30 protein-coding genes are annotated in these 26,955 nt (G+C 39.8%); 18 read left to right on the top strand and 12 right to left on the bottom strand.

What is annotated here, in order from left to right:
* Positions 1–2: 2 nt before the first annotated feature.
* The gene (locus SCRDD08_RS05640; protein WP_231089340.1) at positions 3–368 is read left to right on the top strand and encodes an NUDIX hydrolase; all 366 of its coding nucleotides are present in this window, start codon (positions 3–5) and stop codon (positions 366–368) included.
* 41 nt (positions 369–409) lie between these two features.
* Here SCRDD08_RS05640 and SCRDD08_RS05645 read toward each other — a convergent pair whose 3' ends face one another.
* Positions 410–1,396: an L-lactate dehydrogenase gene (locus tag SCRDD08_RS05645; RefSeq protein ID WP_005591942.1), complete on the bottom strand. Its 987-nt coding sequence runs from the start codon at positions 1,394–1,396 to the stop codon at positions 410–412.
* Between the two features lie 206 nt (positions 1,397–1,602).
* Between SCRDD08_RS05645 and gyrA the strand changes: the two genes are divergently transcribed.
* The 11 genes from gyrA to radC all read left to right on the top strand — a co-directional run bounded on the left by gyrA (position 1,603) and on the right by radC (position 10,782).
* Positions 1,603–4,053 carry a DNA gyrase subunit A gene (gene gyrA, locus SCRDD08_RS05650; RefSeq protein ID WP_061422788.1) on the top strand — a complete coding sequence of 817 codons (2,451 nt, stop codon included), beginning with the start codon at positions 1,603–1,605 and terminating at the stop codon, positions 4,051–4,053.
* 7 nt (positions 4,054–4,060) lie between these two features.
* Positions 4,061–4,807: a class A sortase gene (locus SCRDD08_RS05655; RefSeq protein ID WP_061422789.1), complete on the top strand. Its 747-nt coding sequence runs from the start codon at positions 4,061–4,063 to the stop codon at positions 4,805–4,807.
* A gap of 170 nt (positions 4,808–4,977) precedes the next feature.
* Complete coding sequence (locus SCRDD08_RS05660) at positions 4,978–5,400, top strand: hypothetical protein (protein WP_061422790.1); 423 nt, start codon at positions 4,978–4,980, stop codon at positions 5,398–5,400.
* 158 nt (positions 5,401–5,558) lie between these two features.
* A complete protein-coding gene (locus tag SCRDD08_RS05665; protein ID WP_061422791.1) occupies positions 5,559–5,975 on the top strand; it encodes a hypothetical protein in 417 nt (138 codons plus the stop codon).
* Positions 5,976–6,060: 85 nt separating this feature from the next.
* Positions 6,061–6,486 carry a hypothetical protein gene (locus SCRDD08_RS05670; RefSeq protein ID WP_061422792.1) on the top strand — a complete coding sequence of 142 codons (426 nt, stop codon included), beginning with the start codon at positions 6,061–6,063 and terminating at the stop codon, positions 6,484–6,486.
* Between the two features lie 266 nt (positions 6,487–6,752).
* Positions 6,753–7,169 carry a hypothetical protein gene (locus tag SCRDD08_RS05675; protein WP_061422793.1) on the top strand — a complete coding sequence of 139 codons (417 nt, stop codon included), beginning with the start codon at positions 6,753–6,755 and terminating at the stop codon, positions 7,167–7,169.
* 244 nt (positions 7,170–7,413) lie between these two features.
* Positions 7,414–7,842: a hypothetical protein gene (locus SCRDD08_RS05680; protein ID WP_015605014.1), complete on the top strand. Its 429-nt coding sequence runs from the start codon at positions 7,414–7,416 to the stop codon at positions 7,840–7,842.
* Entirely contained in the window at positions 7,839–9,239 is a 1,401-nt protein-coding gene (locus SCRDD08_RS05685; RefSeq protein ID WP_061422794.1) for a hypothetical protein, read from the top strand. The genes SCRDD08_RS05680 and SCRDD08_RS05685 overlap by 4 nt, the downstream gene beginning before the upstream one ends.
* Positions 9,221–9,634: a hypothetical protein gene (locus SCRDD08_RS05690; RefSeq protein WP_061422795.1), complete on the top strand. Its 414-nt coding sequence runs from the start codon at positions 9,221–9,223 to the stop codon at positions 9,632–9,634. Before SCRDD08_RS05685 ends, SCRDD08_RS05690 begins: the two co-directional genes overlap by 19 nt.
* Positions 9,635–9,651: 17 nt before the next feature.
* Complete coding sequence (locus SCRDD08_RS05695) at positions 9,652–9,966, top strand: hypothetical protein (protein WP_061422796.1); 315 nt, start codon at positions 9,652–9,654, stop codon at positions 9,964–9,966.
* A gap of 132 nt (positions 9,967–10,098) precedes the next feature.
* Positions 10,099–10,782 carry a RadC family protein gene (gene radC, locus SCRDD08_RS05700; protein WP_061422797.1) on the top strand — a complete coding sequence of 228 codons (684 nt, stop codon included), beginning with the start codon at positions 10,099–10,101 and terminating at the stop codon, positions 10,780–10,782.
* Here radC and SCRDD08_RS05705 read toward each other — a convergent pair.
* The 6 genes from SCRDD08_RS05705 to SCRDD08_RS05730 form a co-directional block, all read right to left on the bottom strand.
* On the bottom strand, positions 10,779–11,471 hold the full coding sequence (locus tag SCRDD08_RS05705; RefSeq protein ID WP_061422798.1) for a gamma-glutamyl-gamma-aminobutyrate hydrolase family protein: 693 nt from the start codon (positions 11,469–11,471) through the stop codon (positions 10,779–10,781). The two genes, radC and SCRDD08_RS05705, sit on opposite strands and share 4 nt — an antisense overlap.
* A gap of 24 nt (positions 11,472–11,495) precedes the next feature.
* Positions 11,496–12,143: a redox-sensing transcriptional repressor Rex gene (locus SCRDD08_RS05710; RefSeq protein ID WP_061422799.1), complete on the bottom strand. Its 648-nt coding sequence runs from the start codon at positions 12,141–12,143 to the stop codon at positions 11,496–11,498.
* A 133-nt stretch (positions 12,144–12,276) separates the two neighbouring features.
* On the bottom strand, positions 12,277–12,624 hold the full coding sequence (locus SCRDD08_RS05715; protein ID WP_061422800.1) for a DUF1831 domain-containing protein: 348 nt from the start codon (positions 12,622–12,624) through the stop codon (positions 12,277–12,279).
* A 1-nt stretch (position 12,625) separates the two neighbouring features.
* Positions 12,626–13,738, bottom strand: a complete 1,113-nt coding sequence (locus SCRDD08_RS05720; protein WP_061422801.1) for a cysteine desulfurase family protein — start codon at positions 13,736–13,738, stop codon at positions 12,626–12,628.
* An 11-nt stretch (positions 13,739–13,749) separates the two neighbouring features.
* Positions 13,750–14,706 carry a ribose-phosphate diphosphokinase gene (locus SCRDD08_RS05725; RefSeq protein ID WP_081104288.1) on the bottom strand — a complete coding sequence of 319 codons (957 nt, stop codon included), beginning with the start codon at positions 14,704–14,706 and terminating at the stop codon, positions 13,750–13,752.
* Between the two features lie 78 nt (positions 14,707–14,784).
* Complete coding sequence (locus SCRDD08_RS05730) at positions 14,785–15,345, bottom strand: CYTH domain-containing protein (protein ID WP_061422803.1); 561 nt, start codon at positions 15,343–15,345, stop codon at positions 14,785–14,787.
* A 95-nt stretch (positions 15,346–15,440) separates the two neighbouring features.
* On the opposite strand from SCRDD08_RS05730, the gene SCRDD08_RS05735 reads away from it, so the two are divergent.
* Genes SCRDD08_RS05735 through mutY form a run of 5 tightly spaced genes read left to right on the top strand, consistent with a single transcriptional unit; the run spans position 15,441 to position 20,018 of the window.
* On the top strand, positions 15,441–16,112 hold the full coding sequence (locus SCRDD08_RS05735) for a GTP diphosphokinase (RefSeq protein ID WP_061423273.1): 672 nt from the start codon (positions 15,441–15,443) through the stop codon (positions 16,110–16,112).
* The gene (locus SCRDD08_RS05740; RefSeq protein ID WP_061422804.1) at positions 16,087–16,914 is read left to right on the top strand and encodes an NAD kinase; all 828 of its coding nucleotides are present in this window, start codon (positions 16,087–16,089) and stop codon (positions 16,912–16,914) included. Before SCRDD08_RS05735 ends, SCRDD08_RS05740 begins: the two co-directional genes overlap by 26 nt.
* Entirely contained in the window at positions 16,911–17,804 is an 894-nt protein-coding gene (locus SCRDD08_RS05745) for an RluA family pseudouridine synthase (protein WP_061422805.1), read from the top strand. Before SCRDD08_RS05740 ends, SCRDD08_RS05745 begins: the two co-directional genes overlap by 4 nt.
* Before the next feature lie 19 nt (positions 17,805–17,823).
* Positions 17,824–18,798, top strand: a complete 975-nt coding sequence (gene pta, locus SCRDD08_RS05750) for a phosphate acetyltransferase (protein WP_061422806.1) — start codon at positions 17,824–17,826, stop codon at positions 18,796–18,798.
* Positions 18,799–18,854: 56 nt separating this feature from the next.
* Entirely contained in the window at positions 18,855–20,018 is a 1,164-nt protein-coding gene (mutY, locus tag SCRDD08_RS05755) for an A/G-specific adenine glycosylase (RefSeq protein ID WP_061422807.1), read from the top strand.
* Positions 20,019–20,808: 790 nt separating this feature from the next.
* Here mutY and SCRDD08_RS05765 read toward each other — a convergent pair.
* The 5 genes from SCRDD08_RS05765 to SCRDD08_RS05785 all read right to left on the bottom strand — a co-directional run bounded on the left by SCRDD08_RS05765 (position 20,809) and on the right by SCRDD08_RS05785 (position 24,966).
* A complete protein-coding gene (locus SCRDD08_RS05765) occupies positions 20,809–21,156 on the bottom strand; it encodes a DUF6568 family protein (protein ID WP_061422809.1) in 348 nt (115 codons plus the stop codon).
* Between the two features lie 111 nt (positions 21,157–21,267).
* Entirely contained in the window at positions 21,268–22,986 is a 1,719-nt protein-coding gene (locus SCRDD08_RS05770) for a phospho-sugar mutase (RefSeq protein WP_061422810.1), read from the bottom strand.
* 192 nt (positions 22,987–23,178) lie between these two features.
* Positions 23,179–23,742, bottom strand: coding sequence for an ECF transporter S component (locus SCRDD08_RS05775; RefSeq protein WP_061422811.1), 564 nt, complete (start codon positions 23,740–23,742; stop codon positions 23,179–23,181).
* The gene (gene coaC, locus SCRDD08_RS05780) at positions 23,726–24,277 is read right to left on the bottom strand and encodes a phosphopantothenoylcysteine decarboxylase (RefSeq protein ID WP_061422812.1); all 552 of its coding nucleotides are present in this window, start codon (positions 24,275–24,277) and stop codon (positions 23,726–23,728) included. The genes SCRDD08_RS05775 and coaC overlap by 17 nt, the downstream gene beginning before the upstream one ends.
* The gene (locus SCRDD08_RS05785) at positions 24,274–24,966 is read right to left on the bottom strand and encodes a phosphopantothenate--cysteine ligase (protein WP_061422813.1); all 693 of its coding nucleotides are present in this window, start codon (positions 24,964–24,966) and stop codon (positions 24,274–24,276) included. Before SCRDD08_RS05785 ends, coaC begins: the two co-directional genes overlap by 4 nt.
* Positions 24,967–25,173: 207 nt before the next feature.
* Here SCRDD08_RS05785 and SCRDD08_RS05790 point away from each other — a divergent pair, with 207 nt between their 5' ends.
* Positions 25,174–26,844, top strand: coding sequence for a formate--tetrahydrofolate ligase (locus SCRDD08_RS05790; protein ID WP_061422814.1), 1,671 nt, complete (start codon positions 25,174–25,176; stop codon positions 26,842–26,844).
* The last annotated feature ends 111 nt before the right edge of the window (positions 26,845–26,955 follow it).

Below are 26,955 nucleotides of genomic sequence, written 5' to 3' on the forward strand. Positions count from 1 at the left end.
ATCTGCTGATCAAACGCTCAAAAATAAAGCGTGGCCTTCCTAATGTCTATCCATGCTATTGGGATATTCCTGGCGGAAGCGTAGAAGAGAACGAACTACCCAGAGAAGCAGCTCTACGCGAGGCTATGGAAGAGGTTAATCAAAAGATTCGGATTGATAAGATCATTCATGAAGATAGTCAGTTTGACTCAAGAAAAAATGCTGTTTTTACACGCTTGGTTTATGAGGCTAAGATTATAGAGCAGCGCGATATCCTATTGGATCCAGAAGAGCATACAGACTTTATTTGGCTTTCTTCTTTGGAGGACTTAGAGGGAGAGCTGATTGTTCCTTATTTGCTTGATATTTTTGCTGACAGATCCATATAAAACAAAAAACATCCCCTTTTATCAGGAGATGTTTTTTCTGATTAGTTTTTAGATGCTTCTTGGAATTCTGGATTTTTCCAAGCTTCGTCAATAATTGCTTGCAATTCTTTAGCAGATGCTTGCATTTTTTGAGTTTCTGCATCGTTCAATGGGATATTTACTGGGCGAACGATACCGTGTGCACCAACAACTGCTGGTTGACCGATGAAGACATCTTTCACACCGTATTGGCCTTCTTGGAAGACTGAAAGTGGAAGTACGGCATTTTCATCGTCAAGGATAGCTTTTGTGATACGAGCAAGAGCTACAGCAATACCGTAGTATGTAGCACCTTTCTTGTTGATGATTGTGTAAGCAGCATCACGAACGCCTTCGAACAATTCGATCAATTCAGACTCTTGAACATTTTGAGTATCTTTAAGGAATTCTTCAAGGTTTACACCTGCGATGTTTGCATGTGACCAAACAGCGAATTCTGAATCGCCATGTTCACCCATGATGTAGGCGTGAACTGAACGAGCATCAACATCCAATTTTTCAGCAAGAGCTTGACGGAAACGAGCTGAGTCAAGTGAAGTACCTGAACCGATAACGCGTTCTTTAGGGAAGCCTGAGAATTTCCAAGTTGAGTAAGTCAAAACGTCAACTGGGTTAGCAGCAACAAGGAAGATACCATCGAAACCTGATTCAACAACTTGTGTTACGATTGATTTGTTGATGGCAAGGTTTTTACCAACGAGATCAAGACGAGTTTCACCTGGTTTTTGAGGCGCACCCGCAGTGATAACAACAAGGTCAGCGTCTGCACAGTCAGAGTATTGAGCTGCGTAGATCTTTTTAGGTGAAGTGAAGGCAAGGGCGTGGCTAAGGTCAAGCGCATCACCTACAGCTTTTTCGTGTAATTGTGGAATTTCGATAATTCCAAGCTCTTGTGCAATTCCTTGGTTAACAAGTGCGAAAGCGTAAGATGAACCTACGGCACCGTCACCGACAAGGATGACTTTTTTATGTTGTTTAGTAGCAGTCATTTCTAAACATCTCCTTATTATTTTTGGGGTTTTCCCCATACAATTACATTCTACCACTTTTGATACAGTTTGTCACGGCTCACCGTGGGATTTTGACCCCTAAAAGGCTATGTAAACGTTTTTATATTCGGTTTTAAATACTGAAAATATAGCTAAAATGTGGTATAATGGGATAGTGATTTAATATTGAAATGAGGCATTTTTTAATGCAAGATAGAAACTTAGTAGATGTCAATCTGACCAGCGAAATGAAGACCAGTTTCATCGATTATGCAATGAGTGTTATCGTGGCTCGGGCTCTTCCAGATGTTCGCGATGGTCTTAAGCCGGTTCATCGCCGGATTCTTTATGGCATGAATGAGCTAGGCGTTACGCCTGATAAGCCTCACAAGAAATCAGCTCGTATCACAGGGGATGTCATGGGTAAATACCACCCGCATGGCGATTCCTCTATTTATGAAGCAATGGTGCGGATGGCACAATGGTGGAGCTATCGCTACATGCTGGTAGACGGCCATGGGAACTTCGGTTCTATGGACGGAGACGGGGCCGCTGCCCAGCGTTATACAGAAGCACGTATGAGCAAGATTGCGTTGGAGATGCTTCGTGATATTAACAAAAATACTGTTGATTATATTGACAACTATGATGCCAGCGAGAGAGAGCCTGTAGTTCTTCCTGCTCGCTTCCCTAACTTGCTTGTAAACGGAGCGACAGGGATTGCGGTTGGGATGGCGACCAATATCCCACCTCATAATCTTGGTGAGTCTATTGATGCGGTTAAGCTGGTTATGGATAATCCAGAAGCAACGACTCGTGACATCATGGAAGTCCTGCCTGGACCGGATTTTCCTACAGGTGCACTGGTTATGGGTAAGTCTGGGATTCATCGTGCTTATGAAACAGGGAAAGGTTCAATTGTTCTTCGTTCTCGCACTGAAATCGAAGAGATGAAAAATGGCCGTGAGCGAATTGTCGTAACCGAGTTTCCATACATGGTTAATAAGACCAAGGTCCATGAGCACATCGTTCGTCTTGTGCAGGAAAAACGCATTGACGGTATCACAGCTGTTCGTGATGAGTCCAACCGTGAAGGAGTTCGTTTTGTCATTGAGGTTCGTCGTGATGCCTCTGCTCATGTCATTCTAAATAATCTTTTCAAGCTGACTCAGATGCAGACCAATTTCAGCTTCAATATGCTGGCTATTCAAAATGGTGTGCCGAAGATTCTGTCTCTGCGTGAGATTTTGTTGGCTTATATTGAGCACCAAAAAGAAGTAGTGACTAGACGGACGGCTTTTGATAAAGAAAAGGCGGAAGCTCGAGCTCACATCTTGGCTGGTTTGCTGATTGCGCTGGATCATATTGATGAAGTGATCCGCATTATCCGTAATAGCGAGACGGACGCAGAAGCTCAGGCTGAATTGATGGCTAAGTTTGAGCTGTCTGAGCGCCAGAGTCAAGCTATCCTTGACATGCGTCTGCGTCGTCTGACTGGTTTGGAACGTGATAAGATTCAGTCAGAATACGACGAACTGATTGCTTTGATTGCGGACTTGGCTGATATCTTAGCCAAGCCAGAGCGAGTTGTCGCTATTATCAAGGAAGAGTTAGACGAGGTCAAGCGTAAATTTGCGGATGACCGCAGAACTGAGCTGATGGTGGGAGAAGTTCTTTCTCTTGAAGATGAAGATTTGATTGAGGAAGCGGATGTTTTAATTACCCTATCTAATAAGGGTTATATCAAACGTCTGAATCAGGCAGAATTCACTGCTCAGAAACGTGGGGGCCGCGGTGTTCAAGGAACGGGTGTTAAAGATGATGACTTCGTCAAAGAGCTGGTTTCAACGAGTACCCACGATAGATTGCTCTTCTTTACCAATAAAGGCCGAGTTTATCGGCTCAAAGGATATGAAATCCCTGAGTACGGCCGTACAGCTAAGGGCTTGCCAGTGGTCAATCTCTTGAAACTGGATGAAGGAGAGACCATTCAGACCATTATTAATGTCCAGCAAGACCGCAGTGATGATTCTTATCTCTTCTTTACTACCCGTCATGGAGTTGTCAAACGGACCAGTGTGACAGAATTTGCTAATATTCGTCAGAACGGTCTCAAGGCCTTGAATTTGAAAGATGAAGACGAGTTAATCAATGTCTTTCTGACGGACGGTGCTGCAGACGTTATCATTGGTACTAAGTTTGGTTATTCTGTCCGCTTCAATGAGACAGCTGTCCGTAGCATGAGCCGTAGTGCGACTGGTGTTCGTGGTGTCAATCTGCGGGACGGTGACCAAGTCGTTGGAGCAGGTGTGATTACTGAGGGTGACGAAGTGCTTGTCATCACCGAAAAAGGCTATGGTAAGCGTACTCTTGCTAGCGAGTATCCAACCAAGGGCCGTGGTGGTAAAGGGATTAAAACAGCCAATATCACTGATAAGAACGGACCTCTTGCTGGTCTCATGACCGTTACTGGCGAGGAAGATTTGATGATTATCACCAATACAGGTGTTATCATTCGGACCAGTGTGGCCAATATTTCTCAGACAGGTCGCTCGACCATGGGAGTTAAGGTCATGCGTCTGGACCAAAATGCCCAGATTGTCACCTTTACAACGGTTGCGCCTGACGCAAAAGATGATGAGGAAGAAGTAGAGTAAGAGGAGGATGAATGTGAAGAAATCTAAGAAGAAATTCAAGCTCAGAAATTTCATCATTAACTGTGCAGTTTTCCTTTTATTTCTAGTTGCCCTAGCTCTGATTTTTAACTCCTCTATCCGAAATATGATCATGGTTTGGCACACAAACCAATACCAGGTTAGCAAAGTTTCCAAAGAAGAAATCAAGCAAAATAAGGCAGTCGAGTCGAGTTTTGAGTTTAGTGAAGTCCAATCTCTTTCGACAGAAGCGGTCATCAATGCTCAGTGGCAGGCCCAAAAATTACCAGTTATCGGTGGCATTTCAATTCCTGAAGTTTCGATGAATCTGCCAATTTTCAAAGGTTTGGATAATGTTGGCCTTTACTATGGTGCTGGCACTATGAAAGAAGATCAACAAATGGGACAAGGAAACTATGCCTTAGCCAGCCACCACGTCTTTGGAATTACTGGAGCCAGTGACATGCTCTTTTCACCGCTAGATCGCGCCAAAATAGGGATGAAAATTTATATCACGGATAAGGATAAGATCTATACCTATACGATTTCTAGTATAGAAAGTGTCGCACCAGAGCGCGTGGATGTCATCAATGATACGGAGGGTGTTGCTGAGATCACTTTAGTCACATGTGAAGATGCGGCAGCAACCAGTCGAACCATTGTCAAAGGTACGCTTGAAAGTACGATTGATTATGACAAGGCACCAAAAGATATTTTAGATGCTTTCAGTCGATCTTATAATCAAATGCAGCTATAATAAGAAATATTGTAAAACGAAGTAACTTTTGTTACTTCTTTTTTGATTGATAAAAACTAAAATGATATACGAACAGATACTAGAACGCTTTCAAAGAATATGCCTTCTTTATTAGATTGTGCTATACTTATGTTAGTATGGTACTCTTTTAGTCAGGAAAGGAAATTATCATGAAAATATATAAATCATTTTTAATATTTTTTATAGCATTTATATGTTTAGGAAGTATCACTGCCTGTAGCCAGTCCAAAACAGCAGAAAAGAAGTTTGATTTCATAATGACAGCAGAAGATAAAAAGAGACTTCATAAAGAAGAAGAGCAAATTGCTTTGTATTTGGTGAATCATTATGAAGATGTGAAAAAAATAGAATTTGTAAATTTTTATAAAGGTAGTTTTGGGACGGGGGATTCTATATCTGTTAAAGTAAATTCAAATAATTATATAAAACCAATTACTTTAGGAGATCCAAGTGGCGAGTATATTATTAGCTATAATCCTGAGAGCTTTCATTTGAATGAAAAGAATCCGCCAACTCAATTAGATAATCTAAAAAATATTGAGATTAAATATTATGAGGAGATAGAAAGGTGATCTCCATTTCAGATAAAAATCATAATAAATTAGCAAAAGAGGCGTACAACTTGAACCAAAGAACGAACAAATTTGCTTGATATATGATTGTTTTTATTAAAATATGCTATAGGTAGTATAGTTGAAGATTTTGAGATTTATAAAGAAAAGGAGTATTTATGAAAATATCTAAGTTACTTTTGATAGTATTTATTGGGTTTCTAGGGATAGGAACACTCAGTGCCTGTAGTCAGCAGAAAAAAACAGGACAGAAAGAGAAAGTTACTATGACAAAAGAAGAAAAAAAGGAACTTCGTAAAGAGGAAGAGAAAATAGCTTTGTATTTGGTGAATCATTACGAGGATGTGAAAAAGATTAAGTTTGATAAATTTCACAGGGGAGGATTTGGGATAGCAGATTCAATAAGTGTTATTGTCAATGATGATAGTTATATAAAACCAATTATATTTAACGATGATAGTGAAAGATATTCTGTTGATTATGATCCGAGTGATTTTCATTTAATAAAAAAGAAAAATTCTACAGAATTAACCAGTCTTGATGGGATTGAAGTGATATATTATGAGGAAAAGTAAATTGATTATAGAAAGATAATATAATTGAGGTATGAAATCGTCAATTTCAAGTTATTGATGACGCTGCATAAAGAAAGGAGTATTTATGAAAATATCTAAGTTACTTTTGATAGTATTTGTTGGATTTCTAGGGTTGGGGACACTTAGTGCCTGTAGTCAACAGAAAAACGGTCAGAAGGAGGAAGTAACATTGACAGCTGAAGAGAAAAGGATAATCAGAAAACAAGAAGAGGCTCTTGCTTTATTTTTGGTCAATAATTTTGAGGATGTTCATAAAATAGAGTTTGTAAGTATTTCAAAAAGCAGACTTGGTAGGCCTAGATTAATTTATTTCTCGGTAAACGATAAAATAGAAGTTTCAACAGACTTAAAAGATAGTTACGATATACAGCATTATGGCTTGGTCTATCATAATAGCTCAGAGGAACTGAAACGTAAGGAAGTTCCTTCTAAATTTACAAAATTATCAGAGGCTCAATTATATGTTGTATATTATGGAGAAAATAAATGAATATAACGGATGCAGATTATGATACAATTACGACCTATGTTTATGAGCTTGATACACTAGATCATTCAGAAAAACAATAATCAGTTGGAGAATTGATTGATGGTCACGGTCGAAAATTTTGAGTTATTCTATGATGGTAGATAAGATTTAGTTTTAGAGGGATTGCAAATGATGTAAACGCCTGCTTGGTTTATAATCATTTTGCTATAATATAACTATGTTAGTATAGTTGAAGATTGTATGTTTTATAAAAGAAGGGAGTATTTATGAAATACTTTAAGTTACTTTTGATAGTATTTATTGGATTTCTAGGGTTGGGAACACTCGGTGCCTGTAGTCAACAGAAAAAAACAGAACAGAAGGAGAAAATTACTATGACAAAAGAGGAAAAAAAGAAACTTCATAAAGAAGAAGAGAAAATCGCTTTGTACCTGGTAAATCATTATCAAGATGTGAAAAAAATAGAATTTGTAAATTTTCATAAAGGTGGTTTTGGGACGGGGGATACAATCACTATAAAGGTCAATGAAAATAGTTATATTGTACCAACAGAGTTAGAAAGTAAAGATGGATATTATTCAATAGGATATGATCCAAAAGACTTTCATTTGATAGAGAAGAAACCTCCAACACAGTTAACTAGTTTAGACGGAGTAGATGTTATTTATTACGAGGATTATTAAATGGCGCGTTGACTGATAAAGATTACAACATAATATCTAAAAAAGCCTATAGTTTGGATCCGAAAGAATATAAAGCAGAAGAACAATATAGTGTGGGAAAGGAATTTGACGTTAACGGTCGAAATTCCGAGTCATTGATGCTTCTGTTGATATAAACGATTGCTTATTTTATAATTATTTTGCTATAATATAACTATGTCAGCATAGTTGAAGATTTTGAACTCTATAAAGGAAAGGAGTATTTATGAAAATATTTAAGTTACTTTTGATAGTATTTATTGGATTTCTAGGGTTGGGAACGCTCAGTGCCTGTAGTCAGCAGAAAAAAACAGAACAGAAGGAGGAAGTAACATTGACAGCAGAAGAGAAAAAGATAATTAGAAAACAAGAAGAGGCTCTTGCTTTATTTTTGGTCAATAATTTTGAAGATGTTCATAAAATAGAGTTTGAAAGTATTTCAAAAGGCGGATTTGGTAGACCTAGATTCATTTATTTCTCGGTAAACGATAAAATAGAAGTTTCAACAGACTTAGAAGATAGTTACGATATACAGCATTATGGGTTATCTTATCATAATAACTCGGAGGTACTAAAACGAAAGGAAGTTCCAACTAGTTATACAAAATTATCGGAAACCCAAATAAATGTTATATATTATGGAGAGAAGAAATGAACATAACAGATGCGGATTATAATAAAATTGCAACACGTGTTTATGAGATTGACCCAGTAGACAATCCTGATAAGCAATTATCAGTTGGAGAAACGATTGACATAAACGGCCGTCAGTTCCAAGTTATTGATGCTATTGGTAATTCTGCTGAACCAACGGATAATAGTATGCAAGCTATGGCTGTTGCTCCTATTGATGATAAAGGGAACGTAGACTACAGTCAGGTAGTGGTTTCTTATGTTGGAACCAATTTTGGAGACAAAAAAGATGTCCTGAATGACATTGAAAATCTAGGTATGGGTTTTACGGATAAAATGATAACAGGTCTCCCCTCGATTTCAGGGATGGGTAAAGGCATTCTAGAAGGACATTTTAACGATAGTGTTAAAAAGGAAGTTGTCGAAAATATTGTAGATGTTCAGTCAAAAACAGCATTAGAGTTTGCCCAGCGAGTAGAAAAAAAGGTTCGTCAAGAGAACCCCAATGCCATTATAACAACGAATGGTCATTCTTTGGGAGAGTCTATGGCCCTTTATACTGCCTTAAAAATGGGATGGAATAATGTTGGATTTAATGGTCCAGATATTCATAATATCCTTTCGGAAGAAGAAATAGCCTATATGCAGGCGCATCCAGAGCAATTTCGTAACTTTAGAAATCCAAATGATATGTTTTTGGGGAACATTTTGGGGAATAAAACAGGCGTTGCCATTTATGTCAATATGACAGATGCTAGTTTTGTTGATGAATCTTTACGAATTTTACAGGATGATAAACTTTCTTGGAAAGAAAAGGCAGATAAGATCTATAGTCTGGGGGATAAATATCATAGTTATAATACTTGGAGATTTAATAATAAAGGTCAACTCATTGATGAAAATGGCAATGTTGTGACCAATACTGCAAAAGGAAATGCGAATTCCCTCATCCTAGAAACAAAAACGAGAATGTTGCGGTATTATGGCATGAAAAGCTTACTTACAGAAAGCGGAGGTGGCCTAAGTAGCAACGAACGAATTTTTCTAGACAGCGAGCAAGCTACTATTGGTGCAAATGCTCTTGTTAATGCTGCTCAGCAAGTTTTGGATCAGATTAAGATTGAGAAACAAAGAGGAGTAGAAGAAGTTGAGTCTTTATTTGAAACGACCAAGTCTCCGTTTATGATCAGTAGTCTCAGTCCTGATGAGATTAGATCGGCTTTTGCAGCTGGTGGTGTCACGCATGATAGTGTTGTCGGAAATGTAGAAATCTCTCTACAAAATAAGCTCAACAAAGCGAGTCAAATATTAGATGAAATGACTAAATTAAAAGATAAAATTGCAGCTGGTATAAACAAAAAACTCGAAGAAGACATAGCTTTAGCAGGGGAATTCAATCAATGGAGAAATTTGAAGTAGCACAACGTGAAGTCGAAAAGAAAACTAAAGAATTAGAAGAATTGGAAGATCGGCATCGCGAAAAGTTGCAAGAATTTGAGGAAAGAAATGATTATTTTCAAACTGCGCGTCGTGCCATACAAAATATTCTTGATGAAAAGTACGAAGAAACTTTGCATTATTTGAAATCTACTGATGCGGATCAAGATTTTTATAGGATTCTTAATAGAGAGATGGAATCTTACCAAATGTTATCGGAAGATGCCTTGATGCAGGCGCAAAAAATATTGGAATTAGAATCTTTAAAAGAGAGTGATGATTTCCGACGAGAAAGACGATATCTAGATGATAAGTTAGAGGAGGCTTATCTACGTAGGAGAATAGCCGCAGATGACAATAATAAAACTAGAGAGTAAAAGGAAGCGATACTAAAATGGCAACAACATTAACTGAGGATATTACAGGTGTATTTACTGTAGGAAATTTCGATGATTTAGGAACTCGTCTGCTTGCTATTCAAAAACAGATTGAAAAATCTTTGATAACAAACGTTTATGCTCCACATATTCTTAGTAAAAGTGATGGTATTAAGACCAAATCTAATGAAGCGATTAGTAAAGTTGCAAAGGAAGGAAAGTTGGCTATCAAGGGGATTAATGATACTTTAGATAGTGCCATCAAGGGACAATGGTCTACATCCGTTAGAGAAGCTGTTACAACAGCAAGCAACAAATATGATAAGATTTAGCAATTAATAATAAATAGCCTAAATAAATAAACTCGCCTAATCGATAGATTTTGTGTCTAACCTTTGGGGTGTAGTTCATTTATTTAGGTTCTTTTTTTATTTAATCTCGAATTAATAGGTAAGGAGGTTGATATGTATCGTATTTCATTGCAGGATGACATAAGCATGATGCCGCGTGAACGGCTGATAAGAGAAGGAGCGGATAAACTTAGTAATCAGGAATTGCTATCTATATTTTTGCGAACAGGCAGCAAAAAAGAAACTGTTTTTCAAGTTTCTCAAAGGATTTTATCATCGATTTCTAGTTTGAATGATCTGAAATATTTGACTTTACAGGAATTACAGACAATTTCAGGAATTGGCCCTGTGAAGGCTGTTGAGTTGCAGGCCATTATTGAGCTCGGATGCCGTATCAATAAGGCTGAAGTGCTGGAGAGGGAGCAAATTCTTGGCAGTCAAAAACTAGCTCGCAAAATGCAGGTCGAATTGGGAGATAAAAAGCAAGAATGTTTGGTTGCTATTTATCTCAACAGTCAGAACCAGATCATTCATCAGCAGACAATCTTTGTAGGAACGGTAACTAGAAGTATTGCTGAGCCGCGCGAGATTTTGCATTATGCGCTCAAACACTTGGCGACATCTATTATACTTGTACACAATCATCCTTCTGGAGTGACTTTACCAAGTAAGAATGACGACGAGGTCACCAAACACATGAAAGAAGCTTGTGAGCTAATGGGGTTGGTTCTTTTAGATCATTTAATCGTTTCAAAAAATAATTATTATAGCTATCGTGAAAAAACGGATTTGATCTAAAGTTTGTTAACCACATAATCAAACAAGGCTAAATCCCCCGTTCTTGTGGGAAATAGAAATTCTGGATGCCACTGCACACCAAGAAATGGACTTCCATCAGTCGAGGTAACAGCCTCAATGACCTTATCCCGAGGATCGTAGGCTATAACTTCTAGATTTTTCGCTAGATCCTTGATACTTTGGTGATGGAATGAGTTGATTTGGCAGGTAGGTCCGTATAATTCATGGAGGATGGAGCCATTTTTAGTGACCATAGTCTGTGTAGTGTATTGAGCAGTGCTATCTTGCCAGTGATTCTCGATGTCTTGGTGAAGTGTGCCACCCATAGCAACATTGTAAAGCTGAGTACCACGACAGATACCAAAAATAGGCTTGTTTTGCTTCCGTGCTTCTCGGATGAGAGCTAGTTCAAATAGATCCCTTTGAAGCAGATAATCATCGCTTTCGATAGTCTGTTCTTCTCCGTAGAAATGAGGCTGGACATTTTGTCCACCAGTAAGGATCAGTTTATCGATCATAGTGATATAGGTGTGAGCTAAGGCTTCATCACCAATTGGCAAGATAATTGGGATTCCTCCAACTTTATTGACTCCCTCGATAAAGCCAGTTGAAGTATAACTGATATGAATAAATTGATCGTTGGGAATATCCCTTTGGTTTCCTGTTATACCGATAATCGGTTTTTTCATAAAGTGTCTGTTTCCTTTCTTACCTTACTCATCATCTTTTCTCATAAAGTAGAGTAAGGTTTGGAGTTCGCTGGTTAGGTCCACATATTGTACAATCACATCTTTGGGGACAGATAGGTGCACTGGGGAGAAGCAAAGAATCCCCTTGATACCAGCATCAACCAAGACGGATGCGACTTCTTGTGCCTTAACGCTCGGCACTGTCAGAATGGCTGTCTTTACGTTTCCTTCCTGGACCTTTTCTTTAATTTGAGAAATTCCATAAATAGGAATTCCATCATTTGTGGTGGTCCCGACGTCAGAATAATCATCTGTATCAAAGGCCATTACAATCTTCATTTTATTCCGTTCATGAAAGCGGTAGTGTAAAAGAGCACGGCCCATATTTCCGACACCAACAATCATGACATTTGTAATCGAGTTGTCGTTGAGAAGATTGGCAAAGAAATTCATTAGTTTCTTGACATCGTAGCCAAAACCTCTACGACCTAACTCACCGAAGTAAGAAAAGTCACGTCGAACAGTCGCAGAGTCGATTCCAATCGCCTCTGCGATCTGTTTTGAATTGGCCTTTTCAATATTTTCTGCATTAAATCGCTTGAAAATTCGGTAGTAGAGGGAGAGCCGTTTAGCAGTAGCACGTGGAATAGAATTGCTTTTTTCAGTTTTCACAAAATCACGACCTTTCTATCTTCTATTCTATAGAAAGCTTGTGAAAAAATCAACTAATTTGATGAACAAAATATTATTATACTAATAAAGATAGCTAAAATAATAGAAATAAGCAAAATTCTTAGAATTTCGCTTATTGGGGTGTTTTTTCAAAAATATCTCTTTCAACTAAACTATCCATCAGGAAATAGAATTTTTGCTGAATAATATGGTGTTTTTCTGATTTGAAGATATTAACTAATCTTAAACCAGACTTGTCCGTAATATTGATTTTAACTCCGCTTAGATCTTTATTGATGATAATCTTAAGCAAGAATCCATCGCCACTATTGGGAACAGCTTCGAGTAAACGAGAAAGCTCGTGATTACCAACTTTTGTTTCAGCAAATGTATTGTCCCGCAAGGTAAATTTCTTAACATTTGGATGGAGTGAGTAGGTGAAGTCGCAGTTTGCTAAGCTAACAGATGTTTGAAAAGCCATCTTATCCTCCTAGTATTTCTTTTAGTTTTTGACTGAATAGTTTGATTTCTTGGATGCTAGTTTGGTCTGATACACTGATACGAATGGATTCTTTTAGGCGCTCAGAGTTTGGGCCATATAAGGCTTGAAGGACATGACTGGGCTGAACAGCACCAGCTGTACAAGCAGAGCCAGTCGAGATTGAAAAGCCATTAAGGTCCATTTGAAGCAAGATAAGATCATTCTTTCGGTTTGGAAATCCGATATTGATAACATAAGGCAGGCTAGGCTGACTTTCGTTTAGGTAGTAGTCTATATCCGCTATGTTGTTCAGTAAAGTATCTTTTAACTGCTGGGCATGCTCAAGATTTTCCTCTAAGTGGGCAACATTTTCAGAAAGGGCAGTTGCCATCCCGACAATAGAAACGAGGTTTTCTGTACCCGCTCGATGCTTGTTTTCTTGATCACCGCCATGCATGAAATTATCAAAATCCATCTGGTCAGCATAGAGAAATCCCACCCCTTTTGGACCATGGAATTTATGAGCTGATGCACTCAGGAAATTGATTCCCCATTCTTCAGGATAGATGGGGAGCTTGCCGACGGCTTGGACTGCATCAACGTGAAAGGCAGCAGGATGCTCCTTTAGTAATTCCCCAATTTCTTGAATCGGCAAAATATAGCCTGTTTCATTGTTGACAGCCATTACTGAGACAAGGATAGTATCTGGTCTGAGAGCATTCTTGATATCTTCCGTTCGGATTTGCCCATCCACTGGCTGAATGATAGTCGCTTCAAAACCGAAGTTCTCCACCAAGTATTCAACAGGCTCTAAAACAGCATGGTGTTCAATGGCCGTAGTGATAATATGCTTGCCTTGATTCTGATGGCGTAGGGCATATCCCTTGATTGCAGTGTTATTACTTTCAGTACCACCTGAAGTGAAGAGGATATTTTTGCTCTGTGTGTGTAGAACTTTAGCAATATCTTCGCGAGCTTGTCGGAGAAGTTTTTTAGCTTCTCGACCGTGGCTGTGGGTACTGGATGGATTGCCGAAGACTGTCATTGCCCAAGTCATGGACTTAATCGCAGCAGGCGATAAGGCAGTCGTTGCAGCATTATCTAAATAAATCACAAATTTATCCCTTATTTCTTTTGAAAAGCAAAAAGTGGGCTGACTGGTTTTCTTTCTTGAATACGTACGATAGCGTCGCCAATCAACTCGCTGGCTGTAATATAGTGAACATTCTTCGGAGTCTTTTCTTTGGTATCAACAGAGTCAGTCACCAAGATTTCTCGGATAGGAACACTGTCTAGTATGTCTGCAGCTTCATCTGCAAATAAACCATGACTTGAGACAGCATAGATTTCGACAGCTCCTTCACGTTCAACGATTTTAGCAGCTTCTGAGAAGGTACGACCGGTATTCAAGATATCGTCAATCAAAATCGCTTTTTTACCTTCAACTTCACCGATGATATAGCCTTCAGAGCGTCCTGCTTCATCTTCACCGTAGTCGATGATGGCGATTGGAGCATCGAGATATTCTGCCAAGCTACGAGCGCGTTTCACGCCAGAATTTTTCGGGCTAACGACGACAACATCCTCGCCAGTTAATCCCATATTGCAATAATGCTCAGCAAACAATGGAATGGTGAAGAGATTGTCAACAGGAATATCAAAGAAGCCTTGTACTTGGACAGCGTGAAGGTCAAGTGAAATAACTCTGTTTACGCCAGCCCCAACAAGCATATTGGCCACGAGTTTTGCAGTAATTGGCTCGCGAGGAGCAGCTGTCCGATCTTGGCGAGCATAACCAAAATAGGGCATAACCACAGTTACGGTATTGGCACTTGCTCGTTTACAAGCATCAACCATAATCAATAACTCCATCAAGTGATTATTGACTGGGAAGCTGGTAGACTGGATGATATAGATATCATAGCCACGAACACTCTCCTCAATGTTAATCTGAATCTCGCCATCAGAAAATTGGCGGGAAGAAAGCTTGCCTAAAGGTACTCCGGCAGCTTCAGCAATCTTCTCAGCAATTGAGTGATTGGAATTGAGGGAGAAAAGCTTCATATTTTTTTTGTCTGACATTAGAATGACCATCCTCTTTTTGTCTCTTTAGATTTACAAATATTATTTTACCAAAAAAATGAGATTATTTCAGCATTTTTACAAGTTTTCGGCAAATCTAGCAATCTTACTTTTACCAGGCTTGTATTGGATTTGATTTTTGTTTAAAAAGTCTTTGAACTTTTGCTCCCCTTCTTCAATATCATTGATCTCTAACTCTAATTCGAAATCTTTTTTACCAAAGTAACGGCTTTCGTCTAAGGCAAAAAGGCCGATTGCATCTTGTTTTTCGTATCGAATATTTTCAAGGGTTCCGAGTATTGTTAGTTTGTCAACTGGGATTCCTTTTTCTTGGAGTTTGTCTAGAATTTCTCCCTGAGGAAATTGCAAGTTTTCTGTAATTTCTTTAAATTCATCTTCGGACAAGGATTGGTTGTATTCGAAATTTCCAAGTTTTTGAGGAATTTTTAGAGTAAACTCAGCAGCGTCAGGAGTGGTTCGGACTCGCAGAGCCATACGAGCTTCACGAAGAGCAAAGTCAGCCGAATCAATATAATAGTTGACTTGGAAAATTGGTTGGACATGATCAAAGAAGGTCAGAAGTCGCTTATGTTCTTCTTCTGTTAGCATTGTTTTGTATTCAATTTCTAAATGGTTCATTTTTTAATCCTTTTCTTTATCTGAAAGCGATTTTATGTTATAATAACAACTGTGTTTATTTTATACAAAAAACGAATAGATGACAAGGTATGTATATGACAATAGATTGGGAAGATTTTCTGGATCCATATATTCAGGCGGTTGGTGAGTTGAAAATAAAGCTTCGTGGCATTCGCAAACAGTATCGCAAACAGCAACGCCATTCACCGATCGAGTTTGTAACCGGTCGCGTAAAACATATTGAAAGCATCAAGGAAAAAATGGAACTTCGAGGGATAACTGAGGAAAACTTAGCCCAAGAGATGCAGGATATTGCTGGTTTGCGTGTCATGGTTCAATTTGTAGACGATGTGGATGAAGTTTTGGAAGTTTTGCGAAATCGGACAGATATGCGTATCGTTCAGGAGCGTGATTACATCAAAAACAAGAAAGACAGTGGTTACCGTAGCTACCATGCCATCGTTGAATATCCAGTAGATACGATTAATGGAAATAAAATTATCTTGGCAGAAATTCAGATTCGTACCTTGTCCATGAACTTTTGGGCAACGATTGAGCACTCTTTAAACTATAAGTATAAAGGAGAATTTCCAGAGGAAATCAAACGGCGCTTGGAGATAACAGCTAACCTCGCCTACCAGCTAGATGAAGAGATGGGAGCCATTCGCGATGCCATCCAAGAAGCACAAGCACTCTTTGATCCTCTGCACCGCAAGCTAAATGACGGTGTTGGAAATAGTGATGATACAGATGAAGAATACAGGTAAAAAAATAGCGATTATCCGCAATCGCAAAAGGCAGAGTGAGGAAGTATTTCAAACTCTGATGCAAAAATTGCGGAAAGCAGGCTTTATCCTGACACCCAAAAATCCAGATATCGTGATTTCTGTCGGTGGTGATGGGATGCTGCTATCAGCCTTTCACAAGTATGAAGAGCAGCTGGATAAGGTGCGCTTTGTCGGTGTCCATACTGGACATTTGGGTTTTTATACAGATTATCGAGACTTTGAAATTGATAAATTAGTGGAAAATCTGAAATTGGACACAGGTGCCAAGGTCTCTTATCCGATTTTAAATGTCAAGCTCACCTTTGAAAATGGAGAAACGCGGACGATTCGCGCGCTCAATGAAGCAACGATTAAACGCTCCGACAGAACCATGGTTGTTGATGTGGTCATCAATAATGTTCATTTTGAGCGTTTTAGAGGCGACGGGATTTCTGTCTCAACGCCTACTGGTAGTACAGCCTACAATAAATCTTTAGGAGGAGCTGTTCTACATCCAACGATTGAAGCCTTGCAAGTAACAGAAATTGCTAGCCTCAACAATCGTGTGTATCGTACTTTAGGTTCCTCAGTTATCGTTCCTAAAAAAGATAGGATTGAGCTCTTGCCGACTCGTAATGATTACTATACCATAGCGGTCGATAATCAAACGTTTTCTTATAAAAATATTGTCCGTATTGAGTACCAAATCGATAATCATAAGATTAACTTTGTAGCTTCGCCTAGCCATACCAGCTTTTGGAATCGCGTGAGAGACTCCTTTATCGAGGAGTGTCAAGAATGAGATTTGAATTTATTGCGGATGAGCATGTCAAAGTCAAAACTTTTTTGAAAAAGCATGAAATTTCAAAAACCCTTTTGGCCAAAGTGAAGTTTGCAGGTGGAAATATTTTTGTCAATGGTCAATCTCAAAATGCCATTTATTTGCTGGATATTGGCGATAAGGTGACAGTAGATATCCCTTCTGAGAAAGGATTTGAAAGCCTAGAAGCTGTGGATCGTGATTTGTCGATCTTGTATGAAGATGAGCACTTTTTAGTTTTAGATAAGCCCGCCGGAGTTGCTAGTATCCCTAGTGTCAACCATTCGAATACGATGGCAAACTTTGTCAAGGCTTACTATATTCGGCAAGATTATGAAAACCAGCAGGTTCACATTGTGACGAGATTGGATCGCGATACTAGTGGACTCATGCTCTTTGCAAAACATGGCTATGCTCATGCAAGACTGGATAAGCAACTGCAGAAAAAAATGATTGAAAAACGCTATTACGCGCTCGTTCAGGGGAGCGGTGAGCTTAAACCGGAGGGAGATATAATTGCGCCGATCGGACGCGACACTGACAGCATCATCACCAGATGTGTGACAAAGGATGGCAAGTATGCTCATACCAGCTACAAGGTTGTGGAGCAGTTTGGCGATATCTATCTGGTAGACATTCGTCTGCATACAGGGAGGACCCATCAGATTCGTGTGCACTTTGCCCATCTTGGATTTCCTCTCCTTGGAGATGATCTCTATGGAGGGACTTTGGAAGCGGGAATTACACGTCAGGCCTTGCATTGTCACTCTTTATCTTTTTATAATCCATTTTTGGAAAAGCAGCTCCAATTGGAATCCCAGTTGCCGATTGATTTCCAGAATACTATTACATCGTTAACAAAAAATACTTAAAATTTTAAAGGAGAAACTCATGGAAGTTTTTGAAAGTCTAAGAGACTCAGTTGTTGGTAAAAATGTTCGTATTGTATTGCCGGAAGGGCAAGAACCGCGTATCCTTCAAGCAGTTAAACGCATAGTCAAAGAATCTGAAGTTACACCAGTTCTTTTGGGAGATCCAGACAAAATCCGTATTTACTTGGAGATCGAAAATATTACGGAAGGCTACGAAGTCATAGATCCTAAAAATTATGACAGATTAGAAGATATGGTGGCGGCTCTTGTGGAGCGTCGTAAGGGAAAAATCAGCGAAGAAGAAGCTCTTGAGCTTTTAAGAACAGACGTTAACTATTTCGGAGTTATGCTGGTCTACCTCGGTATCGTAGATGGTATGGTTTCTGGCTCTATCCACTCTACAGCTGCCACAGTGCGTCCAGCCTTGCAAATCATTAAAACACGTCCAAATGTAACAAGAACTTCAGGTGCCTTCCTCATGGTGCGTGGTTCAGAACGTTATCTTTTCAGTGACTGTGCCATTAACATCAATCCTGACTCAGAAGCCTTGGCAGAAATCGCGATCAACTCAGCTGTGACAGCTAAAATGTTTGGTATTGATCCTAAGATTGCCATGCTGAGCTATTCGACTAAAGGTTCTGGCTTTGGAGAAAGCGTTGATAAAGTGGTACAAGCGACTAAGTTGGTCCATGACTTGCGCCCAGACTTAGAAGTTGACGGGGAATTGCAATTTGACGCTGCCTTTGTACCAAGCACAGCAGCCTTGAAAGCTCCAGGAAGTAAGGTTGCAGGTAAAGCGACTGTCTTTGTCTTCCCAAGCATTGAAGCAGGAAATATCGGTTATAAAATGGCAGAGCGTTTAGGTGGATTTTCAGCTGTCGGCCCAGTTCTTCAAGGATTGAACAAGCCAGTAAATGACCTTTCACGCGGATGTAATTCAGATGACGTTTATAACTTAACACTGATTACAGCTGCACAAAGTGTTGACCAATAAAATAACTAAAAAAGATGAGTGATTCATCTTTTTTAGTCTGTTTAAGTATGAGAGAAATGGTAGATTTAAAAAAATTTGGAATTGAAATGTGGGAAGAGGAGAAAATTGTCTCTTTTCGCAAGAAATTATTGACTTGGTATGATAAACATAAACGTGATTTGCCTTGGCGCCGAACAAACAATCCTTATCATATCTGGGTTTCTGAGATTATGTTGCAGCAAACACGTGTGGATACGGTGATTCCTTACTATGAGCGCTTTCTTGACTGGTTTCCAACTGTGGCTGACTTAGCTCAAGCGCCAGAGGAGAGACTGCTCAAAGCTTGGGAAGGTTTGGGATATTATTCGCGGGTGCGAAATATGCAAAAAGCAGCCCAGCAGATAATGACGGATTTTGATGGAAAATTTCCTGATAGCTATGAGGGGATTGCTAGCCTCAAAGGAATTGGACCTTATACGGCTGGTGCCATTGCTAGTATTGCCTTTGGTCTAGCTGAGCCTGCGGTGGATGGCAACGTCATGCGGGTGCTGAGTCGCTTGTTTGAAGTTGATTTAGATATTGGCCAACCCAGCAATCGTAAGGTCTTTCAGGCCATGATGGAGATTCTGATTGATCCAGATAGACCTGGAGATTTTAATCAAGCGCTGATGGATCTGGGGTCGGATATTGAAGCTCCTGTTAATCCTCATCCAGAAGACAGTCCTGTAAAAGAGTTCAGCGCAGCTTATTTGCACGGAACTATGGATAAATATCCAATCAAAGCACCTAAAAAGAAGCCAGTTCCAGTCTATCTGCAAGGCTTAATTATCGAAAACGAACAGGGACAGTTCTTGCTTGAAAAGAATGAGGCTGCTGGCTTGTTATCAGGTTTTTGGCATTTTCCCTTGATTGAAATCGAGGAATTTCAATCAGATAATCAGATGTCTCTCTTTGAGGTAGCTGAAAATCAGCCCAGTCTGGACTTGTCTCCTCAAGAAAGTTTTGAACAGGATTATGATTTGACTGTCGATTGGCAGCAGAAGTCCTTTCCAAAGGTGCAACATGTATTCAGTCATCGCAAGTGGCATATCCAGCTGGTTTATGGTCGAGTCAAAGATAGCCAGCACGAAGCTGAGGGAGAGGTCTTGTGGCTTGATCCAGAAGAATTTGAGAAGTACCCCTTTGCTAAACCTCAGCAGAAGATGTGGGAGGCTTTTAGGAACGTAAAAGATGGAAACTAAAAGTTAATAGTCTGTTGTACTCGATTAAATTACGAAGAATAGGAAATCACTAAAATATGTCCCCTACCTCTAGTCCTCCAGATAAAACTTTTATTGGACGTCGTAGCAAACTTGCTGGTGTCATTTATTTTATATTAGGCGTTTTGAATTTCTTACATTGCCTTCTTTATTTTCAGTGGGTATTTTCTCCAACGGTGAAACCTGACTTCGTCATTATTCCAATTTTTATAGGCTTAAATATTTATTTTTTGACTCGCGAGTTCATCTATAAATGCTTCCATTGGTGTGGCTATCATGCCTTACCTGAGTTAGTTGAGTTCGGGAGCGGACGTTATTCCTTTCACTTGCCTGTCTTCGAAAGACATACCGAAAACTATAAAGTCTATTACAGTAAAAGATCAAAGAAACATCAATTTCTCTTCTTTGTAAGCTATATCTTATATGTGAATTTAATTTTAGGAGTTCTTTTGCTCTTCTCATGTGTATACTGGGGTATTTTCATTGAGAGTTCATCGAAATTTCAAGATTGGCACGCTTTTCTATTTATTTTTTTAATAATTATCCTGTATATCTGTATTGAAGCTTTATTTAAAAAATATAAACATTGGTTTAAAAATTATTTTAAACTAGATGATAAAATAGTAGAACACGGCTTTCCGATATATACTTTGAAAGAAAAATAAAAGACAAACAATATAGTTTGTCTTTTTCGCTTTTAAAATAACTTATAGTCCTTCTCGCTCTGTAAGGCGTGAGACAAATAAACTACCCTTTAGATGAAGACTTGTGCTTAAATCCCAGCAAAAGCTTTAATTTCATCTGCAGTCATAGAGGAATCACAACGAACAGCTACTTGGCCGTCTTGAACATGAACAAAACCAGGAACCGTCGGAATGCTGTATTCAGAGCGGAAGGCTTGCAGTTTCTCTAATTCGCTGGCTTCTTCGCTATTGATAAAGAAAATATGCTCCTTGGTATCAGCAACAACTCCAGCAAGAGTAGCAGCGAATTTACGGCAGTAAGGGCAAGTTTTGCGACCAACGAAGAAAGTTGCTGTCTCTTTGTCAGCAATCGCTTGACGAGCTCGGTCAACAGTTGTGACTTCCAAGTCTTTAATATTTTGAGCAAATTGTTCCATAAATAATCCTCATTTCTTTTGATAAAACTAGTATGCCATAAAGTTCTTAAAATTGCTTAGATTTGATACGAAAAAAAGATGAGATTGGTTCGTCTCATCTTTTATAATTGCTTATTTTACAAAAGCATTGATTTCCGCTTCAATATTTGCAATCTTAGCTTGAGAATCCTCATTGCTATCGCCGACAACGGCAATGTAGAACTTGATTTTTGGTTCAGTTCCAGATGGGCGGACAGCAATCCATGAACCATCAGCCAAGGTGTATTTCAGCACATCGCTTGGAGGAGTTGTCAAGTTTGTAACAGTACCATCTGCAGCAGTAGCAGTTTGAGCCTTAAAGTCTTCTACGACAGTAATAGCTGTTTGGTTCCATTCTTTCGGACCATTGTCACGGAATTTAGCCATGATAGCCTTGATTTGCTCGGCTCCATCAACACCAGACAGAGTGACAGAGATAGTCTTTTCAGCAAAGTAACCATACTCTTTGTAGATTTCTTCAATACCGTCAGCCAGAGTCAAACCACGAGAACGGTAGTAGGCCGCAAGCTCAGCAACGACAAGAACAGCTTGGATAGCGTCTTTATCACGTACGAATGGTTTGATCAAGTAACCGAAACTTTCTTCAAATCCCATCATGTAGGTGTGGTTGTGTTTTTCTTCAAATTCTTGGATTTTCTCTGCGATGAATTTGAAACCAGTCAAGACATTGAACATGGTTGCGCCGTAGCTTTCAGCAATCTTAGTCACTAAGTCAGTAGAAACGATAGACTTACAGAGAGCTGCGTTAGCTGGCAGAGTTCCTGCACTCTTGTGAGCTTCTAAGATGTATTTAGCCATGATAGCACCGATTTGGTTACCTGAAAGGTTGAGGTAGCTACCATCTTTTTGAAGAACTTCCACACCAACACGGTCAGCGTCTGGGTCAGTTGCAACCAAGACATCTGCACCAACTTTACGGCCTAATTCCTCAGCCAAGGCAAAGGCTGCTTGGCTTTCAGGGTTTGGAGACTTAACAGTAGAGAAGTCAGGATCAGCTACAGCTTGAGCTTCAACAACTTCAACAGAATCAAATCCAGCTTGAGCCAAAGCGCGACGAGCCAGCATTTCACCAGTACCGTGCAGAGGAGTATAGACAATCTTCATGTCCTTGCCGTATTCATCAATCAGTTTTTGGTTGATATTGACATCTTTAACTTCTTTGAGGTATTCAGCATCAACAGCATCGCCAATCACTTCAATCAAGCCAGAAGCTTTTTCAGCTTCAACATCAGCAACTTCAATAGCAAAAGGATTTTCAATCGCACGGATATAGTCGGTCAATGCATCTGCATCATGTGGAGGCATTTGTCCGCCATCTTCACCATAGACCTTGTAGCCGTTAAATGGAGCAGGGTTGTGGCTGGCTGTAATCATAATACCAGCAAAAGTTCCTAAGTGACGTACCGCAAATGAAAGTTCTGGAGTTGGGCGCAGGCTTTCAAAGACATAAGACTTGATGCCGTGCTTAGCCAAAACAGCAGCAGATTCAAAAGCAAACTCTGGTGAGAAGTGGCGAGAGTCGTAGGCGATTGCTACACCACGTTTTTTGAACTCATCTCCTTTTTCGTCAATCAAGCGAGCTAAACCTTCAGTTGCTTGGCGGACAACATAGATATTGATACGGTTGGTACCAGCGCCGATCAAGCCACGCATACCAGCAGTACCAAACTCAAGGTTTGTATAAAAGGCATCTTCCTTAGTTTTTTCGTCCATACCTTCTAACTCTTTCCGAAGATAGTCAGGAAGTTCAGCGAAGTCAAGCCATTTTTTAAAATTTTCTTGATAGGTCATAGATGGAGTCTCCTTTATATTTAAAATAGAAAATCACCGCGTCTTTATGGATAAGCCGCAAGATTTTCTTGTTTGTTTAATCGCTTTCATTGTAACATATTTTCATATTTTTTGAAAGTGCTGACCTAAAAAATAATGAAATCCTTTGAAAAAGTGAACAAAAATAGAGTAAAAAAATAATCACTTAAGTGATTATTTTTTTAGTTTTTCAAGTGCTGGAACGATTGCAACTGTAAGGAGAGCGGATATAATCATTTCTGAGATTGAATTGGCTGATAAAACCAGTGCAAGCATGGCTCTGATGTCTCCATTGTAAACAGATGAAAATAGAATGAAAATTCCTCCGAGAACGAAGATGGTGTTAGTCATTGAGCCGACAGCACCAGCTAAAACTAAACCTGGTTTAGTTTTCATCCATTTGTAGACAAAATACGGAGTAATTCCAATTAGAATACGTGGAACCATAGCAATCATCAATGAATTGATGCTGCCGTTTTCTACAAAAGGACTGAAGAGGTAGCTAGTTGGCAGCAGGACAACAGTATTAGTTACAACACTAATTATTCCCATCAGAGCTCCTAAAATAGCTCCAATTCGCGGTCCATAGATAATGCTAGCAGTAATGACTGGAATATGAATAATGGTCGGCTTAATCGGAACTGGTAGTAGGTTGAAAATGACAGAACTCAGTAGGTGAAGCACCAACATAATAGCAAAAAAGATAGCAATTTGTGCGATACTAGACTGTTTTCTCATTTAGAATTTCCTTTACTTTTTCTATAATAGTATTGACATCAGCTAGAGCGCCAGTTCCGTGGTCTCCGCAGGCCAGAATGGCTTCACGCGGTTCGATAATCTCCCAGCCAAATTCTTTTAATCTTTCCAAATTGTGCTGAGTCAGTGGATTTTCATACATCTTGGCATTCATGGCTGGCGCAATGACCTTTTTGACATGAGATGGAAGGGCAAGAGCTGTAGCGGTTACCATATTGTCTGCCAGACCGTTAGCCAGTTTAGCGATAGTATTGGCTGTGGCAGGAGCGACTAAAAAAAGATTCGTTTCTTTGCCGATTTCAATATGATTGACTTTGTCTGGCCTCGGCTCGTCCATAAGATCAAGGGCGACAGGATTTTTTGATAGAACCTGTAGGGTCAGCGGGGTGATGAAGTGACTGGCAGCTTCCGTCATGAGAACAGATACACCATAGCCTAGCTTACCCAGCTGGCTCGTAATATCTGCTGCCTTATAGGCTGAAATACTACCTGTGACAGCAAGAGTGATATGGGTCATAAATGGTCTCCTTTCTGGATATACCTTAACAACTGTTCAGTAATTTCTTCCTTGGAGAAAGCTTCTGTGACAGTGTTTGCACCAAGCAGGTAGGCGTGGTGTTGCCCGCTGGAAATCTCCGTTAAATCGTTGGCTACAATTAGTTCAGCTTGATTTTTTTCAAGGCTGGCTTTAGCAGTAGCCAGTAGCACTTCTTTAGAGACGCCTACTAAGAGCTTAAAGCCAATCAATCGAATATTGGGATTCCATTCCTTGACCTTGCCGATGATTTTAGGATTTTTCTTGAGGAAAAGAACCTGATAATCATCCGCAGATGAAATCTTACTTTCAGAATTACTTTTTTCCAGAAACTCTGTCAAATCTGAACTAGCAAGAACCTCCTCAAATCCTACCATATACACTGGTTTATAGTCGGAAACAGCCATTGAATGAATGAGCACATCATGAGCTGGTACCAGCTCTTCCATGGCTATCAGGAGCTGCTCCGTATCTTCGATAATCTTAATCGTTAGGTTGTCATGCGGTGCAGGTTTAACAGCTTTCGCCGTGGTTAGCAGTGTCACATAGGCACCATTGGCTAAACAATGCTCAGCTATCATTTTTCCAAGTTGACCTGTCGAATGATTGGTGATAGAGCGAACTTGGTCGATTTTTTCACTCGTTCCGCCAGAAGTAATCAATATGTTCATAGCCTTATTCTACAAGAAAAAATGAATTTAGTAAAATAAAATTAACTTAATACTCAATTTAGCCAAACTTATTTTTTTACTAGAAAAGATGCATCATGCAAAAATATTTAAAGTAATTACCGAACATTATGTTGTTATTGGAGTTTAAATGTGCAGTTTTGTATCATATTTGTTATAATAGTTTTATCAAATTAGAGGAGTTCCTTAATGAAAACAGATATCGAAATTGCTCAGAGTGTTGAATTACAGCCCATTGTGGATGTGGTAAAAAAGATTGGCATTGATTATGACGATTTGGAGTTGTACGGAAAGTACAAGGCCAAGCTCAGTTTTGACAAAATTCGTGAGGTAGCGAAAAATCCTGTCGGCAAGCTGATTTTGGTAACAGCAATCAATCCAACGCCAGCAGGAGAAGGTAAGTCTACCATTACCATTGGATTAGCTGATGCGCTCAATAAAATTGGCAAGAAAACGATGATTGCCATTCGCGAACCGTCCTTGGGACCAGTGATGGGGATCAAAGGAGGAGCAGCTGGTGGCGGTCATGCGCAGGTTCTACCGATGGAAGACATTAACTTGCATTTTACTGGTGACATGCACGCCATCACGACTGCGAATAATGCTCTGTCTGCTCTTATCGACAATCATCTGCATCAGGGAAATGAGTTGGGAATCGACCAGCGTCGCATTATCTGGAAACGGGTGGTTGACCTGAATGACCGGGCTCTTCGTCATGTGACCGTTGGCTTAGGAAGTCCAGTTAACGGTATTCCGCGAGAAGATGGCTTTGATATCACGGTGGCTTCTGAAATTATGGCAATTCTTTGCCTGGCTACGGATATTGAAGATTTGAAAAAGCGCCTAGCTAATATTGTTATTGGTTATCGCTATGACCGCACACCAGTCTATGTTCGTGACCTTGAGGTAGAAGGGGCTCTGGCTCTGGTCTTGAAAGATGCGATTAAGCCAAATCTGGTACAGACTATTTATGGCACACCAGCCTTTGTCCATGGCGGACCGTTTGCCAATATCGCTCATGGCTGTAACTCTGTTTTGGCGACTAGCACAGCGCTACGCTTGGCTGATTATACAGTGACAGAGGCCGGCTTCGGTGCAGACCTTGGCGCTGAGAAATTCCTTAATATTAAGACTCCGAACTTACCAACTTCGCCAGATGCAGTGGTAATTGTCGCAACCCTTCGTGCTCTTAAGATGAATGGTGGCGTTGCTAAGGATGCACTTACAGAAGAAAATGTAGAAGCAGTTCGTGCAGGCTTTGCAAATCTTAAACGTCACGTTGAAAATATCCGTAAGTTCGGTATTCCAGCAGTAGTAGCCATCAATGAATTTGTCTCTGACACGGAAGCTGAAATTGCTACGCTCAAGGAACTCTGTGCAGAAATCGGGGTACCTGTTGAGCTTGCCAGTGTCTGGGCTGATGGCGCTGAAGGCGGTGTGGCTCTGGCTGAAACTGTTGTCAAAACTATTGACGAAAAACCAGCACACTACACTCGTCTTTATGATAATGACTCAACTATCGAAGAGAAGATCGAGAAAATTGTCACTGAAATCTATCGCGGTTCAAAAGTAAACTTTGAGAAAAAAGCGCAAACTCAGATTCGAGAAATTGTCAAGAATGGCTGGGACAAGCTGCCAATCTGTATGGCCAAAACACAGTATAGCTTCTCAGACAATCCTGCTGCTTTGGGCGCGCCAGAAAACTTTGAAATTACCATTCGTGAATTGGTACCAAAACTTGGGGCAGGCTTTATCGTGGCTTTGACAGGAGATGTCATGACCATGCCAGGTCTACCAAAACGTCCTGCAGCACTCAATATGGATGTGGCAGCCGATGGTACAGCGATTGGTTTGTTCTAATTGAATTTAAGATATAAGAAGAGGTCGGGCTAAATAGCGCTGGGCCTCTCTTTTTTAGACTTAAATTCCAGATGTTTTGATATAATAAAGCCATATTCCCATCACCTATTT

This window comes from Streptococcus cristatus (assembly GCF_001578775.1).
Classification (GTDB): domain Bacteria; phylum Bacillota; class Bacilli; order Lactobacillales; family Streptococcaceae; genus Streptococcus; species Streptococcus cristatus_A.

Bases quoted from the DNA above. Each gene is read 5' to 3' on its own strand.
- SCRDD08_RS05645 (WP_005591942.1), bottom strand. From the start codon at position 1,396: ATGACTGCTACTAAACAACATAAAAAAGTCATCCTTGTCGGTGACGGT.
- gyrA (WP_061422788.1), top strand. From the start codon at position 1,603: ATGCAAGATAGAAACTTAGTAGATGTCAATCTGACCAGCGAAATGAAG.
- SCRDD08_RS05655 (WP_061422789.1), top strand. From the start codon at position 4,061: ATGAATGTGAAGAAATCTAAGAAGAAATTCAAGCTCAGAAATTTCATC.
- SCRDD08_RS05660 (WP_061422790.1), top strand. From the start codon at position 4,978: ATGAAAATATATAAATCATTTTTAATATTTTTTATAGCATTTATATGT.
- SCRDD08_RS05665 (WP_061422791.1), top strand. From the start codon at position 5,559: ATGAAAATATCTAAGTTACTTTTGATAGTATTTATTGGGTTTCTAGGG.
- SCRDD08_RS05670 (WP_061422792.1), top strand. From the start codon at position 6,061: ATGAAAATATCTAAGTTACTTTTGATAGTATTTGTTGGATTTCTAGGG.
- SCRDD08_RS05675 (WP_061422793.1), top strand. From the start codon at position 6,753: ATGAAATACTTTAAGTTACTTTTGATAGTATTTATTGGATTTCTAGGG.
- SCRDD08_RS05680 (WP_015605014.1), top strand. From the start codon at position 7,414: ATGAAAATATTTAAGTTACTTTTGATAGTATTTATTGGATTTCTAGGG.
- SCRDD08_RS05685 (WP_061422794.1), top strand. From the start codon at position 7,839: ATGAACATAACAGATGCGGATTATAATAAAATTGCAACACGTGTTTAT.
- SCRDD08_RS05690 (WP_061422795.1), top strand. From the start codon at position 9,221: ATGGAGAAATTTGAAGTAGCACAACGTGAAGTCGAAAAGAAAACTAAA.
- SCRDD08_RS05695 (WP_061422796.1), top strand. From the start codon at position 9,652: ATGGCAACAACATTAACTGAGGATATTACAGGTGTATTTACTGTAGGA.
- radC (WP_061422797.1), top strand. From the start codon at position 10,099: ATGTATCGTATTTCATTGCAGGATGACATAAGCATGATGCCGCGTGAA.
- SCRDD08_RS05705 (WP_061422798.1), bottom strand. From the start codon at position 11,471: ATGAAAAAACCGATTATCGGTATAACAGGAAACCAAAGGGATATTCCC.
- SCRDD08_RS05715 (WP_061422800.1), bottom strand. From the start codon at position 12,624: ATGGCTTTTCAAACATCTGTTAGCTTAGCAAACTGCGACTTCACCTAC.
- SCRDD08_RS05725 (WP_081104288.1), bottom strand. From the start codon at position 14,706: ATGTCAGACAAAAAAAATATGAAGCTTTTCTCCCTCAATTCCAATCAC.
- SCRDD08_RS05730 (WP_061422803.1), bottom strand. From the start codon at position 15,345: ATGAACCATTTAGAAATTGAATACAAAACAATGCTAACAGAAGAAGAA.
- SCRDD08_RS05735 (WP_061423273.1), top strand. From the start codon at position 15,441: ATGACAATAGATTGGGAAGATTTTCTGGATCCATATATTCAGGCGGTT.
- SCRDD08_RS05740 (WP_061422804.1), top strand. From the start codon at position 16,087: ATGATACAGATGAAGAATACAGGTAAAAAAATAGCGATTATCCGCAAT.
- SCRDD08_RS05745 (WP_061422805.1), top strand. From the start codon at position 16,911: ATGAGATTTGAATTTATTGCGGATGAGCATGTCAAAGTCAAAACTTTT.
- pta (WP_061422806.1), top strand. From the start codon at position 17,824: ATGGAAGTTTTTGAAAGTCTAAGAGACTCAGTTGTTGGTAAAAATGTT.
- mutY (WP_061422807.1), top strand. From the start codon at position 18,855: ATGGTAGATTTAAAAAAATTTGGAATTGAAATGTGGGAAGAGGAGAAA.
- SCRDD08_RS05765 (WP_061422809.1), bottom strand. From the start codon at position 21,156: ATGGAACAATTTGCTCAAAATATTAAAGACTTGGAAGTCACAACTGTT.
- SCRDD08_RS05770 (WP_061422810.1), bottom strand. From the start codon at position 22,986: ATGACCTATCAAGAAAATTTTAAAAAATGGCTTGACTTCGCTGAACTT.
- SCRDD08_RS05775 (WP_061422811.1), bottom strand. From the start codon at position 23,742: ATGAGAAAACAGTCTAGTATCGCACAAATTGCTATCTTTTTTGCTATT.
- coaC (WP_061422812.1), bottom strand. From the start codon at position 24,277: ATGACCCATATCACTCTTGCTGTCACAGGTAGTATTTCAGCCTATAAG.
- SCRDD08_RS05785 (WP_061422813.1), bottom strand. From the start codon at position 24,966: ATGAACATATTGATTACTTCTGGCGGAACGAGTGAAAAAATCGACCAA.
- SCRDD08_RS05790 (WP_061422814.1), top strand. From the start codon at position 25,174: ATGAAAACAGATATCGAAATTGCTCAGAGTGTTGAATTACAGCCCATT.